The 15720-nt window shown below is 26.0% G+C and carries 14 protein-coding genes, 1 tRNA gene and 1 rRNA gene; 13 read left to right on the top strand and 3 right to left on the bottom strand.

The genetic code is table 4. The features are described from left to right. Window positions 1-33: 33 nt before the first annotated feature. The 3 genes from nrnA (EXC28_RS02315) to EXC28_RS02305 all read right to left on the bottom strand — a co-directional run bounded on the left by nrnA (EXC28_RS02315) (window position 34) and on the right by EXC28_RS02305 (window position 2594). Entirely contained in the window at window positions 34-1023 is a 990-nt protein-coding gene (gene nrnA, locus EXC28_RS02315) for a bifunctional oligoribonuclease/PAP phosphatase NrnA (RefSeq protein ID WP_029330094.1), read from the bottom strand. Continuing rightward, the gene (gene nrnA, locus EXC28_RS05845) at window positions 1016-1987 is read right to left on the bottom strand and encodes a bifunctional oligoribonuclease/PAP phosphatase NrnA (RefSeq protein WP_029330095.1); all 972 of its coding nucleotides are present in this window, start codon (window positions 1985-1987) and stop codon (window positions 1016-1018) included. Before nrnA (EXC28_RS05845) ends, nrnA (EXC28_RS02315) begins: the two co-directional genes overlap by 8 nt. Before the next feature lie 121 nt (window positions 1988-2108). After that, the gene (locus tag EXC28_RS02305; protein ID WP_029330096.1) at window positions 2109-2594 is read right to left on the bottom strand and encodes a dUTP diphosphatase; all 486 of its coding nucleotides are present in this window, start codon (window positions 2592-2594) and stop codon (window positions 2109-2111) included. Window positions 2595-2728: 134 nt separating this feature from the next. On the opposite strand from EXC28_RS02305, the gene EXC28_RS02300 reads away from it, so the two are divergent. From EXC28_RS02300 to EXC28_RS02240, 13 genes are all read left to right on the top strand, one after another. Then, window positions 2729-2812, top strand: a tRNA-Leu gene (locus EXC28_RS02300). A 114-nt stretch (window positions 2813-2926) separates the two neighbouring features. Then, on the top strand, window positions 2927-3742 hold the full coding sequence (locus EXC28_RS05840; RefSeq protein WP_029330097.1) for a hypothetical protein: 816 nt from the start codon (window positions 2927-2929) through the stop codon (window positions 3740-3742). A 52-nt stretch (window positions 3743-3794) separates the two neighbouring features. Continuing rightward, window positions 3795-4151 (top strand): NfeD family protein, encoded by a 357-nt coding sequence (locus EXC28_RS02290; protein ID WP_029330098.1) that lies wholly within the window; start codon window positions 3795-3797, stop codon window positions 4149-4151. Between the two features lie 107 nt (window positions 4152-4258). Beyond that, window positions 4259-4364 (top strand): 5S ribosomal RNA (gene rrf / locus EXC28_RS02285). A 26-nt stretch (window positions 4365-4390) separates the two neighbouring features. Then, window positions 4391-5224 (top strand): DNA-binding protein WhiA, encoded by an 834-nt coding sequence (whiA, locus tag EXC28_RS02280; RefSeq protein ID WP_029329910.1) that lies wholly within the window; start codon window positions 4391-4393, stop codon window positions 5222-5224. A 72-nt stretch (window positions 5225-5296) separates the two neighbouring features. Then, entirely contained in the window at window positions 5297-6484 is a 1188-nt protein-coding gene (locus tag EXC28_RS02275; RefSeq protein ID WP_029329909.1) for an acetate/propionate family kinase, read from the top strand. Between the two features lie 2 nt (window positions 6485-6486). Beyond that, window positions 6487-8280, top strand: a complete 1794-nt coding sequence (locus tag EXC28_RS02270; protein ID WP_029329908.1) for an ABC transporter ATP-binding protein — start codon at window positions 6487-6489, stop codon at window positions 8278-8280. Further along, entirely contained in the window at window positions 8273-10138 is a 1866-nt protein-coding gene (locus tag EXC28_RS02265; protein WP_029329907.1) for an ABC transporter ATP-binding protein, read from the top strand. The genes EXC28_RS02270 and EXC28_RS02265 overlap by 8 nt, the downstream gene beginning before the upstream one ends. Window positions 10139-10198: 60 nt before the next feature. Further along, window positions 10199-11800 carry a hypothetical protein gene (locus EXC28_RS05835; RefSeq protein ID WP_029329906.1) on the top strand — a complete coding sequence of 534 codons (1602 nt, stop codon included), beginning with the start codon at window positions 10199-10201 and terminating at the stop codon, window positions 11798-11800. Window positions 11801-12030: 230 nt separating this feature from the next. Next, window positions 12031-12633 carry a 30S ribosomal protein S4 gene (gene rpsD / locus EXC28_RS02255; RefSeq protein ID WP_029329905.1) on the top strand — a complete coding sequence of 201 codons (603 nt, stop codon included), beginning with the start codon at window positions 12031-12033 and terminating at the stop codon, window positions 12631-12633. Window positions 12634-13073: 440 nt separating this feature from the next. Next, a complete protein-coding gene (locus tag EXC28_RS02250) occupies window positions 13074-14441 on the top strand; it encodes an MATE family Na+-driven efflux transporter (protein WP_051622528.1) in 1368 nt (455 codons plus the stop codon). Between the two features lie 89 nt (window positions 14442-14530). Further along, the gene (locus EXC28_RS05830; protein WP_029329903.1) at window positions 14531-14941 is read left to right on the top strand and encodes a hypothetical protein; all 411 of its coding nucleotides are present in this window, start codon (window positions 14531-14533) and stop codon (window positions 14939-14941) included. A gap of 116 nt (window positions 14942-15057) precedes the next feature. Beyond that, the gene (locus tag EXC28_RS02240) at window positions 15058-15669 is read left to right on the top strand and encodes a DUF1643 domain-containing protein (RefSeq protein ID WP_197722622.1); all 612 of its coding nucleotides are present in this window, start codon (window positions 15058-15060) and stop codon (window positions 15667-15669) included. The last annotated feature ends 51 nt before the right edge of the window (window positions 15670-15720 follow it).

Raw genomic sequence — 15720 nt, 5'->3', positions numbered from 1 at the left:
AGCAGAGATGTTAGAACCTCTGTTTTTATTAAATTAATTGTCGTAATTTTCTAGATGTGTAATTTCTTCTTCTAAATCCTTAATGATTAAAGGAATTAATTTTTCATCATGAATTTGTGCCCCACTTGCACGATGGTGTCCACCACCACCTCATTTAAGCGCTACATTTCTTACACATGCACCAGTTGATCTAAATTCACAACGAATTTGATTTTCCGCTTCTTGTGTGAAGAAAACTCAAGCTTTATTGTCGTCGATACTTGCTAAAGTATATGGTCTATTTGCTGATAGTGGATCATTAATATCTAATTTATGTTGATCTGCTAAAGAAAAATAGAATGAAACAACTCCATTTTTAATTTGCATATTTTGTTGAATAAATGCAGCAATTTTTAAATCTTTTGAAGTTTTTTTGGCCATTTCTGTGTGTAATAATGCACGTTGTGCACCATTATCTCATAGATGAGCGACTAATCTCATTGTTTTACCGTTAGTTGTATCAGTTGTTAAACGAACTGAATCTGTATAAATACCTAGATATAAATAAGTTGCAGCATCTGCATTAATTTTTCAATTTAATTCATATGCTAATTCAGCAACTTGTTGTGCAGCAGCTGGAGCTTCCGGTTCAATTCATTTTAATGAAGCATTTAAATCATCGTCATTTGGATGATGATCAATTCTAATTACTTCATCAAAAATTTCATTATCTAGTAATTCTCGTTTTTCAATTCTTTCTTTGTAGTTTGCATCAACAATGATTGCTAACGAATCTTCTAGTCTTTCATTTGCTAATTCATCCATTTGGAATGATAGGTATGGGAAAATCCCTTTACTATCACCAACTGTATAAACATTTTTATCAGGGAAATTTTCTTTAATTAGATTTTTCATCCCAAATTGAGAACCTAAACAGTCTCCGTCTGGACGAATGTGGTGAAAAATTACAATATTTTTATGTAATTTAATTTTAGTTTCAATTTCTTTGAATAAATTTAGTTTTTCAACACTAATTTTATTCATATTTTAGAACCTCCGCTTTAAGATCTTCAATTAAATTACGCATGTCTTGTTCGTTTTTACATGTTGCACCAGAAGCGACTTCATGTCCACCTCCTGGTTTGTAGTTAGCACAAATGTGATTAATTCAAATTTTGTTACTTCTTACTCTTGCTCTAATTGTTCCATCTGGTTGATCAATGAACAATACTCAAATTTTGCAATCTCCAATGTTTGCTAAAACGTTTACATCACTTGCTTCGTTAGCATTTAAACCAAATTGGTCTTGCATTTCTTTAGTTACATGGAAGTATAAAACCTTACCTTCATTTTTGTAGTTTAATGAAATATATGCATTAAATCTAACTTTCTTTTCTTCTCTAATTGATAATGGGAAGTTAATATTTCATACATTGAAACCTTCTGCGTTGTGTAAATATGACATTACATCAAATGTTCTTCTTTGTACATATTCATATTGGAATCTACCACTATCTGTATTAATACCTAAATATGTATAATTAGCGGCATCTAATGTTACTTTTCAATTTGCTTTCATTGCGATATATGCAATTTGTTCAGCAGCCGCAGCAAATGTGGCATCCTCTCATTCATAATCATATTTAATATCAGGATCAACTGGGTGGTGATCAATTCTTAACATATGTGTAAAGTTCTTATCTAAAATATATTCAGCAAATTGAATTCTTTCTGAATTATTTGCATCCACAACAACTCCTAATGAGTTTTCAAAATATTTTTTGTCAATTTCTTCAAATTTATCAAAATCTCATTTCATGAATGGGAAGTTTCCGACTTCATCACCTAAAACGAAAACATTTTTTTCTGGATAGTTTGCTTTAATAAAATATCTTAAACCATATTGAGAACCTAAACAGTCTCCATCTGGACGAATGTGGTGGAATATAAAAATATTGTCGTGTTCTTCAATTGCTTTAACAGCAATTTCTCAACTATTTTTAGCCATATTATCTCCTATAAATTATTGTTTGTGTATATAATTGTAAAAAAGTAATAATTAAATTAATTTAATTATAACAACAATAATTTAAAATTTTGAAAAGTATAAAAAAAGCTACAACGTAGCATTAATAATTATTTTCTATACGTTTATAATTGATTAAATTTTTATTTAAGTAAGCATTTAGAATGTCATTATACTCAATATTAGCTAATTTGCCAAGTCCTAAATATGCACCATATGCTTCTTTTATATTTTGGTAATTATATTCATTTAGTAATTTTGTAAAACAAGTATATGTATATGAAAGCTGTAATGAAAAATCGTTTGATTTCAATATAATTTCAATCTCTGGATTTAGTTGAACATCATTTGCAAAACTTGTTAAAAAATGTATTCCATCAGCAAATTCTTCAAGCAATTTTTCTTGATTAATTTTCTTATGTTTTTTTCAATATTTAAATGCCTGCACTTCATTGGCAAATTCTCCTAATTCAACCAATAATGCAATTGTAGCTTTAATTTTAATATTAGTTTTTTGTGATTCTTCGACGTTTGACAAAATAGCTTGATCTAGTTTTACTTGCGTTTTAAAAATATATTCTAAATTCATAAAAAGTATTATACACATAAAAATTTAAATTAAATTTATTCTTAAATGAGATATACAAATATTTTTTAGACTATATCTTCAATATATTTACACAACAAAATAATTAATTTGTTTTATAATATTTATGTTTTATTGCCCCGGTGGCGGAATGGTAGACGCAGTTGACTCAAAATCAACCGAGTAATGTCGTGCTGGTTCAAGTCCAGTCCGGGGCACCATATCATATTGTCCTAAGAGAGTGAAATGCTCTCTTTTTATTTTGTTTAAATTCTAATTTTTTAAATTTAACTAATATTAATTTAAAATTAATATATGTAATTTAAAGGACAGAAATGAAAAGAAGAAAATTAGAATTATCAATTTTAAAGAAACCGGAAATTAAATCATTATGATTTTGAATTTTCGTTATGATTATTATATTGCTTGGTTTTATTCTACTTGCATACATGGGAATAGTTTTAAAAAATAACTATGAAAATGCATCTGCATTAGAAAAAATAAATGACACTTTAATAACATCATTAATTGGAATTGTTATTGGTTTGGGATTAGTTATATTTACATTTATTTGTTTAAATGTTACAAAGAAATTAAGTATTAAGGATTTCTTTGATTACTACTGTTATTTGCATTCATTGAGAAATCAATCAAAATTGATTTTAATGAAAGATAAAAGAATTGTAGATTTTTATACCACAAAAAATAATTTAACAAGAACTGAATTTATTGATGTATTAGCTAATATTTTTGGTTACCAAAAATCTTCATTAGAATACAAAAATTTAGTTAATGAAGTTGTTGCTGATTTTGCAAAACATCTTCATAGTGAAGTTAAAATAGAAGCATTAAAAAAACAAGCAATACATAGAGCTATATGATTGCAATTAGTTATACCTTTTTCCGTAAATATAATTTTAATTATATTAATCACAATTTACAATTTAGATAGAGATTCATTAAAGGCATTGTCAAGATTTTTAATTATTTTAATCAATATGATTTTTGTGATATCTACATCTCTATTTGTATATGAAATAGTGATGGCTAAAAAAATTAAAGATATAAAATCATATAACGATCACCATTTTTTATCATTCAACAATTACAAGTTTAAAAATCTAAATTCAAATTGAGTTATTGCATATTAGTTTGAATTTGTCATATAATTTAATTAACTAAATTAAGTATTATAGGAGAGTTATGTCTTCATCAAAGTCAAGAAAATGAGCTATTGTATCGCTATCATTGTATTTAATATCTTTTGCTCTTGTATTGGGAGCAGTTTTATGAGGTTTATTTTTAGTTCTTGGTATGTCTGCCGACACTTCAGATCCTCATTTGGTTATTAGTTTATTTATAACATCAGCCGGAGTCCTTGTATTATATTGTTTATCAATGATATTAGGGATTTTATCAATAATTTTCGGAATAATCGCAGCTGTAAAAGCAGAAAATCAAACGGCAAAGATTTTAACAATTGTTGGTTTCTTTGTTTTTGGACTTCTAGCAATTATTGGTTTAAGTATGATAATTTCACAAAACAAAGATGCAAATTAATTTAATAAATATCTAAAAGTTTTTATTTTTATGCTATTGTTGCAAATAGTTTGAAAAAAATAAAAACTTTTTTCAAATTTAAATTAAATATATGTATAATATTACCTTGTAGCAACCATAACGAAGAGGATCCACCTGAACCCATTCCGAACTCAGCAGTTAAGCTCTTCAGTGCCGACGATACCTTCACGGGAAAATAGGTCGTTGCTTTTTTTATTTTTGGAGTAAAATTATTTAAAATGAAAGATACATTTAGTAGATTTATCAAAAACGAAATAATTGATAAAAAAAGAAATAGAACTAGTAAATTAGAATTACTACTAGGTGTTTTTGATACTGGCTATTTAGATAATAATTTAATAAGCATTGCATTAAATAACATTGATGTTAAGAACTATATTATTCAACTATTAAATGATTTAAACATTAAATATGTTTTAGGTAAAAGAAATAACATTAGTGTTGCATATGATAATTTAACTAAATATAGTTGCAAAAAACAAACACATTATTTCAGTGGAGTATTTTTATCATCTGGAACAATCTCTGATGTTGAATCAACTAGTTATCATCTGGAATTGAAATTGCAAAATGAAAATAAAGCAATCGAAATTCAATCTATTTTAAATAATTATGAATTCAATTTCAAAATCCTTAAAAGAAAAAATTCTTGAATGCTGTATATCAAACGTGTTGAAGCAATTTGCGATTTTTTAAAAGCAATTGAAGCGATTGAAGCATATATGATGTTTGAAGAATCCAAAATTGAAAGAGATTTTCAAAATAACATTAATCGTTTAACCAATTTTGATTACTACAATCAAGAACGTATAGCAAATGCAAACAAAGAATTCTTAACAAATTGAGATTATATTCAAAAAAACGATCTATACGAATGATTTTCTGAATACGAAATTGCATTTTTTAAATTAAAACAAGAAAATTTAGATTTAACATTAAATGAGTTATCGCATCTGTTATCACAAAGGGGAATTAATAAATCTAAATCAACACTAAATAATTATTTAATTAAGTTAAAAAAAATAATAAAAAAAATTAAAAAGGGAAAATAGTATCCCTTTTTTAAATTTTAATAATTTAAAATATCTATAATATTATAAATTAGATTTATGTAAGGAGAAAATATGTCAAAAATTCTGATTATTAACGCAGGATCAAGCTCAATTAAATGAAGTTTATTTAACGAAAAAATGAATGTTGAAGCAAAAGGTGTTGCTCAACGTATTAAATTAGAAATGGGTATTCTTACCTTAGATTATTTAGATAACAAAACAGATACACATACACCATTACCAAGTTTCTTAGAAACAGTTAAAAAGATTGTCAAACAATGAGAAGACAACGGAATTGTGAAAAACTATGATGAAATTACACAAGTTGCTTTTCGTATCGTAAATGGTGGTCCACACATGCAAAACACATGTGAGGTTAATGAACAAAATATTCAATATTTAAGAGATTCTATTGATTTAGCACCAGTACACAACCCAGGTGCTTTAGAAGCTGTTTTAGCATTTAAACAATTATTACCACATGCTAAAATGACAATGCATTTTGATACATCATTCCACAGAACATTACCAAAATCAGCATATATTTATCCAATTAACCACAAATTAACTGAAGAATTAAACATTCGTAAGTATGGTTTCCATGGATTAAATCACAACTTTATTGCTGAAAAATCAAAAGAATTATTCGGTAAAGAAAATGTTAACGTAATTAGTTTACACATCGGAAATGGTGCAAGTTTATGTGCGATCGAAAACGGTAAATCAATTGATACATCAATGGGGTTCACTCCGATTGCTGGTGTAATGATGGGAACAAGATCAGGAGATATTGATACTTCAATCATCCCTTATATTATGAAGAAAACAGGAAAATCAATTGATGAAGTATTTAAAATTTTAAATGAAGAATCAGGTATGTTAGGAGTATCAGGTGTTTCATCTGACATCAGAGATATTCATGGTGTTTTTGATTCAAATGAGCAAGCAAGATTTGCGCTTGAATTATATTGTTTAAAAATTAGTGATTACTTAATCAAATATTTAAATAGAATCAATGGCAAAATTGACGGAATTATTTTCACAGCTGGTGTTGGCGAAAATGATGACTATGTAAGAGAACAAGTAATTAAAAACATTCACTTATTAGATTTAAAAATTGATGATGTTAAAAACAAAGATCGTAAATACGGTGATTACAAACTTATTTCAACTCCAGATAGTCAATTACCTATTTATGTAGTTAGAGCCCAAGAAGAATTATTCATTGCAAACGAAGCTAAAAATTTCTTTAAGAAATAAATATGTTAAGAATTTTTAAATTGATGAGCACTAAATATAAAGTGCTATCAATTTTTGCGATTATATTTACTATTTTACAAGCGTTAGCCTTTTTATTAGTACCTACATTTGTATCGGTACTAATTAATTTTATGGCTAATGACACGATTAATAGTTTTTCAATTTTTATATGAAAAATTGCAGTGGCAAATTCAAAAGAAGGGATTAAACTCGTTTCAATTTTACTTGTAATTACGGTATTAATTGGAACAACAGCTGGACTAGCATCTTCTTACATGGCGGCACATGTTTCGACAGGTGGTGCAAGAGATGTTAGAAATTATTTATGAAAACACTTAACTACTCTTTCACAAAAAGATATTGAGTATTTTTCACATGCCAAAATTATTACTAGATTTACAATTGATATTTCAAGAATTCAAATGGGAATCATTTCTTTTTTAAGAACAATGATTATTGGACCAGCAAACTTAATTTTAGGATTAACTTTTGCGTTATTAACTAATTTAAATTTATCAATATCATTTGGAATTCTAATTCCTTTATTAGTTATTACAATGATTATCTTTGGTTTGAGATTGAGCAAATTATTTAAACAAGAACAAGTTGCACACGATGCAATTAACACTGAATCTAGAGAAAATATTTTAGGTGCAAAAGTTATTAAATCTTACAATCTAGAAGAAAACCAATTAATTAAATTTGAAAAAGAGAATATAAATCTTTCAAAAATTTCTAAAAAAGCATGATTATCTTTTAACTCGATGTTCAATATTATTATGTTAATTGCAAACTTAGTTGTGGTTATTATCTTTGGAGTTGGTGCTTCAAGCTGAAAACAAACAACTAACATTGCAGAACATGCAACATTAATTGGAAATATCAATGCCTTTACACAATATACAATGATTGTTGTAAACGGAATTGTCTTAACTACAATGGTATTGTTTAACATATATCGTGCAAGTATTTCAACAAAACGTATTTTTGAAATTATTGACACAAAACCCGACATTCCTTATATTAAATCTGATAAAAAAATTAGCAATGGTTTTATTGAATTTAAAAACGTTACTTTTAAGTATTATGAAACATCTGAAAAAAATGTTTTAGAGAATATCAATTTTAGTGTTAAACCTGGTGAAACTTTAGGAATCATTGGACCAACTGGTTGCGGAAAATCAACTATTGCTAAATTAATGTGTTTAGATTTTAAAACATCAATTGGTGAAGTATTAATTGATGGAAATAACATTCAAGAAATTGACACAGATTCATTGAGAACTAATATTTCACACGTATATCAAGTTCCAACAATTTTAAGTGGAACAATTAAATCTAATTTATTATTTGCAAAACCGGATGCAACTGAAGATGAAATGATTAAAGCAACTCAAATGTCATGTGCGTATGAATATATTAATCGTTTCAGTGATAAATATGAACACGAACTTGAACAAAAAGGTGCTAACTTATCTGGCGGTCAAAAACAAAGACTAGCAATTGCTCAAGGTTTAATCAGAAAACCAAAGATTTTAATATTAGATGATTCAACTAGTGCTTTAGATGCTAAAACCGAAGCAATTGTTAGAAATAATATTAAAACAGAATTTAAAGACGCAAATATTACAACAGTTATTATTGCTCAAAAAATTTCTTCAATTATTGATGCAGATAAAATCATTGTTTTACATCATGGAAAAATTTCTGATATAGGAACTCATAATGAGTTAATGGAAAGAAATGATTTATATCGTGAAATTGCTTTAACGCAATTAGGGGGTGAAAATGCATAATTTAGATCCCTTTAAAACTGATGTTAAATTAAAACACATGGATAAAAAAGAACGTAAAATGATTAAAAAACAATTTGCTCAAATTAAGCGCGAAAGCTTAAAGAAGATGATTGGTTATATCAATTATCGTAAGCACGTTTTTGCTTGAATTATTTTATTAAATTTATTATCTGCTTTACTTCTTGCGACATCAACTTTTGCATTAGGATATATTACTGATAATTTCTTAACATTAGATTATCTAAATCAACCTGGTACTATTTTTGCTAAATTAGGACTACCGCTTGGATTACTAGCACTTTCATATGTTGTGCAACAAGCAATTAACCTATTGTCAAACAACCTCTCTGTTAAAGCGGGAGTAATTGGCGCGCAAATGATGCGTAGCGATGCCTATAAATCAATTATGCGTATGCCAATTTCATACTTCGAAGCAAGTAATAATGGTGAATTGATGTCAATATTGTCAAACGATATTGATAACGTTTTAAATGGTTTAGCTGGTTGTTTAAGCCCAATTTTCACAACAGCATTTATCATGGTTTCATCATTAGCATTTATGCTATATTATTCAATCTATTTATCATTAATTACCTTGTTATTCTTACCAATCTTTTATTCAATCATTGGTTTATTGATGATGAAAGCTGTTCCCCAATTCCAAAAACAACAACAAAGAATTGCAAAATTAAATGGTTATATTGAAGAACACTTATCAGCATTACATTTAATTAAGGCGTATAATCAATTTGATAACGTTAATAATGAATTTAATTTTAAAAACAATAAATTGTATAAATCTTCATTCAAAGCCTCTTTATATTCAGGAATTATTTATCCATATGCTAATGCTGTAACAATGATTTTACAATTGATTGTTGGTTCAATTGGAGCTGTTTTTGCAACAACAGGCGTTGCAACTGGTTCTGGTTCAAACTTTACCTTTGGTATTATTGTTTCTTTCTTAACTTATATTAGAATCATGACAAACCAAATCATTCGTTTCTTTGAAAACATTGCTCAAATGCAAATGGCATCTGTATCAGCAAGTCGTGTATTGAAAATCATTGATTTAAAACCGCTAGTTGATGAAACACAACTAGGTTTAATTGATAATGTCAAAGGTGATGTCGAATTTAGAAATATTGATTTTTCATACGTTCCTAATGCACCAAAATTGCAATTGCAAAATGCCTCATTTAAAGCAACTAGAGGCCAAGTGTTTGCAATTGTCGGTCCAACCGGAGCGGGTAAGACAACAATTATTAATTTATTGACAAAATTCTATTTACCAAATTCAGGTGATATTTTAATTGATGACCATAAATCAACTGAAATAAATGAACATAGTTGAAGAAATCAAATATCAATTGTTTTACAAGATACATTCTTGTTCAAAACTACAATTATGGAAAACCTTCGTTATGCAAACTTTAATGCAACCGATGAAGAGATATATGCTGCAGCTAAATTGTCAAAAGCTGATGATTTCATTAAAGTATTAGCTAATGGTTATAATGAAATTGTCGAAGAAGGTGGAGCAAACTTCTCTCAAGGTGAAAGACAATTACTAGCTATTACACGTGCAATCATTGCTAACAAAAATATCTTAATTTTAGATGAGGCAACATCTAATGTTGATACAAGAACTGAAAAGAATATTCAAGAAGCTATGTTGAATTTAATGAAAGGGAAAACCTCTTTTGTTATCGCCCACCGTTTATCTACAATTGTCAATGCAGATAAAATCCTTGTTATTAATGATGGAAAAATTATTGAACAAGGTAGTCATGCAGAATTACTTGCATTAAAAGGTTTTTACGAAAAACTATACCATTCTTCATTTTCAGAAGATTAAAATTAAAAAATAGAAAGCACTTTGTGCTTTTTAATTTAATTTAAAGTTAAAATTATACATATGAATAATTATTTAGAAGAAATGCTGGAATTCTATGCCAATAACAAAAAAATATTAAATAAAATATCTAGTTTAAGGAATAAACAACTAGACAATATTTTTGATAACAAAATCAATGTAGTTAATCAAACGTTTTTTGGCAAAAAAGGATATCAATCAGATTGTATTAATGAATTTAGCATAACTAAATTGTCAATGTCAATTATTGAGTTCTTAAAACAGCAACATTCTAATTTAAAAAATATTAATATCTTAATTGCCTGTGATGATTTAAGTAATTCATTAAAAAAAGAATATCTACAATTAATTATTGATATCTTAAATAGTATTGAAGCAAAAATAGTTATTTATTCTAAAAAAGCAAGTGTTTCAACGAATTTAATTGAATACTCAATGCATAAAATCAAAAACATTGATTATTGCATTTATTTACATGATTTTAATTATTTAGATCAATTGAATTTAGGTATTTCTTTCTTTATTCAAGAACAAACAATTAATTTAGCGGAAAAAATTGCTTTTATCTACCAACAATATGATTTAGTAAATAGCTGAAATGTTCAATATTTCAAAGATGACATTTTAGAAATTGATATAACTAAAATAACAAACGAATATATCAACGAAATTAGAACATTTAATTACTATCAAAATGGAAACAAATTAATCAAAATTGGTATAGATGTACCTAAATGTCAAATAAGAAATATGACACAAATTTTGGGTAGGGAAGATTATTCATATCAAATTGTACATAAACATGTTTTTGATAAAAAACAATTTAACTTAACTTTATTTAAGAAAAACAACTTTGATTACATAATCTCTTTTAATAAAAATCAAACTCAATTGAAGATATTCAGCAAAACTAAAAATAAATTAATCTATCGTTATAATGAAATTAATTTTAACTATTTAATCATTTGTTATTTATATTATATTAATCTAAATCTACCAAAGCAAAATCCGAATATTAACGTCAAAAATATTGTATATTCTTATGAATTTAATCAATCAATGTTTGAATATTTACAACAACGTCATTCATTGAATATAAAAGATAAAAAAATATTCAATTTAAGCAAGATTTTTGATATTGATAATTTACTGTATTTAGATGATTGAAATAGATTTTATCTATCAAATGATAGAATTATGAATTACAATCTACCAATGCAGTCTTTGATACTAATTGATATGTTAAATTACTTTCAAACTCAACATATTGGCATTAATGACATACTAAACGAAATAAAAGATAAACAGCAATTAATTTATAGCAATTATTTCAAAATTAAGATCGATTCTAAAAACCTTGAAGCATTTATAACTAAACTTTTTGTTCAAAGGGAATTAGGTCAAATTTCGATTACTGAAATCTATGACCTGCGTAATCAAAACAATGATATTAATTCCTATATTGCTAGATTTCATTTTGAAAACAATGAAACACTATTAGTTAAATTTGATTGACATACTTCTGAATTGATATTCTATGTTTATGAAGGAATGAAAACTAAACAAAACATTTATTTAAGATTAAAATCTTACTTTAAGAGTTTTACACGTAATTTTAAAAACAATAAATTTTTAAATTTTTAAGCACTGAATTAGTGCTTTTTTATTAAATAAAAAATATTTGTTAAAGAAAAATCTTCAAAAAACTAGTTTTATAGTAAAATTGATAAAGCAAATGACACAGCAAGATAACATTAATTGTAATTTTTTATTTTGTTGGAGATTTGAGAGTAAGCAAGCTGTATGCCGAAATCATTAGAATAAAAACCGCATTTAAGAGTTATTTAGTCCTTTGCAAAAGAAAGGAAATTATTATGTCAAGATATTTAGGATCAATGTTTAAAAGAAGTAGACGTTATGGTGTTTCACTTCTAGAAAACAATAAAGAATTCACAAAAGGTAAAAAACGTACAACAGCTCCAGGTCAACACGGTGCTAAAAAATCAAAACCATCAGATTACCAACTACACTTATACGAAAAACAAAAAGTTAGATACATGTATGGTTTAAATGAAAGACAATTTAAACAATTATACGTTTTAGCTTCTAAAAAAGAAGGGGTTACAGGTCTAAACTTATTACAAATGATCGAATCAAGATTGGACAACTTAGTATATAGAGCTGGTTTTGCAAGAACAAGAGCACAAGCAAGACAATTTGTAAATCACGGACACTTCACAATTGATGGACACAAGGCGGACATTCCTTCAATGAGAGTAAAACTTGGATCAGTAATTGAAATGAAACCTTCATTACAATCAAATGAACAAGTTAAATCAGCAATGGAAGTAATGACAGTATCTCCATGATTAACAAAAGAAAACTTTAAAGTAACCTTTACAAGAATGCCAGAAAGAAATGAATTCGCTAAAGATATTAACGAATCATTAATCGTTGAATACTACAACAAACGTTAATAATGAAAAAAATAAAAATGCAACATATAAATGTTGTGTTTTTTTGTTTTTAATTCACTTTAAATTATATTTTTCCTGTAATTTAGATATAAACATTGTTAAAAATCGTTTTTTTTTTTTTTTATAGAATTGTTTAAGAAAAAAAAGTAAATCAACATGAATAAATCAAAACCAAGAAGAAATAATATTATTTTGTCGTCTTATTTTATGTGTTTCTGTTATTCTTTGTTGCAGTTATTCTAATAGCAAAACTTATAAAGAAAAAACGAAGTTTAAATAAATTCAAAGATAAGAATTTCATTCATATGCATCGCACGTTACTGGATTAGTTTATTGGATGTTTAAACAATATATTTTGCAATGTAATATTTGAAAAAATAAGTAATATGAAAACGTAAAAAAGATAAATTATTTGTTATAAAACAAAAGGAAGGCGAATTATGAACAATAAAAAGAAGGTCACATTTTTAAAAGGAATTAATTGAAAACTATTGATATCAATGATTTTCTTTATGTTTTTACCAACAATATATATTACGGTAAGAATATACTGAATTGGTCAATTACCTGAAACATATAATTTATCAATTGCAGCACAAGCACAATGATTGCAAGTTATTTTTGAAATACTACAAGAAGCAATAATATTACCGCTTTTCTTTTTCATAGGTGCTGTATCAAAAGAAAAAGAAAATCTTGAAAACCGCATAAGAACCGGTTTAATATTCACAATTATTACATTTGGTTTATTAAGTATTGGTGTTTCTATTTTTGTTGAACCAATCATTAGATCAATGGGGCAAAATAAAGATTTAATTGCACAATCTGTTTCATTCATTAGGTTAGAAGTATTTGCTAATTTATTTATGATTATTTTTAAATATTTATTTATTGTGTTAATAACTTTAAATAAAACTAAAAAAATATATTGAACATTAGCTATTCAATTATTTTTATCAATTGTTTTGGACATATTTTTAGTGTCAAATTTAAAAGTTTCGTTGCAATTAGGAACAACAGGAATAGGGATAGTTAATCTTGTTACAAATATAATCTTGATGATTTTTGCGTTTATTTTTTGTAAATTAGAAGGTCTAACGATATTTAAGAAAGCGAAATTTGATTTTAAATGATTTAAATTAGCTATTAAAGTGTGTTTTATATCAGGACTAGAAACGTTAGTTAGAAATCTATTTTTTATGTTTATGATTTTAAGAATGGTTAATAAAATTCAAGAATCAGGTACTTTTTGAGTTGCTAATAATTTTATATGAGGATGGTTGTTGTTGCCAGTTTTAGCTTTAGGGGAGGTCATTAAATCAGATATATCTATTGAACAACATAGTGGTGTCCAAAAGAGAACTAAAGATTATATGATTATCACTACATTCTTTATTGTAATTTGAATAATCAGTATTAGTGTTTGAAAACCATTTTTGAATAAAGTAATGCAATTAAATAATTATTTAGAAATATATAAAATTGTTTTAATAAGTATGCCATTTTATGTTTTATTTGCATATAACAATGTTATTGATAGTATTTTTTATGGATTGGGCAGAACTGATTTAATGCTATATCAATCTTTAATAATTAATGGTATTTATTACACAATATTATTCGTTTTATATAAAACTAACATCTGAAATCCTACATTAATTTCAATTGCTTTGATTTTTGCTGGAGGTATTGCTTTAGATTCGATATTGACATATATTATTTTTATTTTCTATGTTAAAAGACAAAAAATAAAGATTTGTAATAAAAAAGTTAATGAAAATTCTTCTTTGGTCACAGAAAAAAAATAAATGCTTACATTTATTGATAAATTTCTTTTAATAAAATTATTATGTATATAATTGATTTTGATAAATATAATCTTAATATGAGAGGACAAATGGAAAAATCAAAATCAAGAAAAATTGCAATTATTGCTCTTTCTTTATCACTGATATCGTTTATATTGTTGATAATTGGAATCGTTTTATTTGTTATTAATGCAAAAAACGGTAATGATTTTAACGAAGAAAACCCAATATTTGAACCAGATTTTGGTGTAAATAGATTAATATACACTCCGATAGAAGAACCGACAACATCAAGTATGTGAATTGCGGGATTAAGTTTTAGTGTATTTGCTTTATTGATATTAATACCAGAAATAATTCTAACAATTATTGCGGCTATTAAAACTTCTCATTCTACAGCAAAAATTTTATCAATAGTCGGAGCTTTCATTTTCCCAATCATTCAATTTATTGGTTTGAGTTTAATCATTAAGCACAATCAAGATAAATCACAATTTTAAAATAAGAAAGATTTTCTTATTTTTTATATTTATTAAATTAAATTTGTTTTGTTAAATATTGAATTTGTTTAGCATAGTTAAAATTTATATAAAATATAAATATTAAAAGGAAATAAATGAAGCATGTAAAAATTATTGATAATAAAAAAATATTAACTTTTAAAGAAGCGATGGAATTTAAAGAATCTAATATAGAATATGATGTACAGAAGTGATTATTTGTTCCAAATTTTTATACAAATTATCGTTACATTTTAGCTACACTTGGTAATAAACCCTTAATAGTTATTGGCATAAATCCTTCTACTGCAATACCTAATGATTTAGACAATACTTTGAAATCGGTAGAAAGATTGAGTAAATCTAATGGTTTTGATTCTTTCATTATGTTTAATATATACCCTCAAAGAGCAACAAATCCTAATGATCTAGATAAAAACAAAAGTACTAAATTACATAACGAAAATATGAAGGCATTAGAATATATACTTTCTAATATTAAATCGGATATAAATATTTGAGCAGCATGAGGCACAACAATTGAAAAAAGAACATATTTAGCGCAATGCTTAAAAGATATTGTTTCAATTGCAAACAAATATTCAGTAAATTGAAAGAAAATAGGAAACTTATCAATTAAAGGGCATCCTCATCATCCTCTGTATTTGAATAAAAATTCACCTTTAGAAGAATTTAATATTGTTGAATATATGAAATTACTTTTGTAATTTTTTTCTTTTTGATTATTTGAATGTATGATTTTTATACATAAATTAATT

The organism is Metamycoplasma cloacale (assembly GCF_900660735.1).
Lineage (GTDB): Bacteria > Bacillota_I > Bacilli_A > Mycoplasmatales > Metamycoplasmataceae > Metamycoplasma > Metamycoplasma cloacale.
The sequence above is the reverse complement of the archived record's forward strand: the minus strand, read 5'-3'. Positions and strand labels throughout refer to the sequence as shown.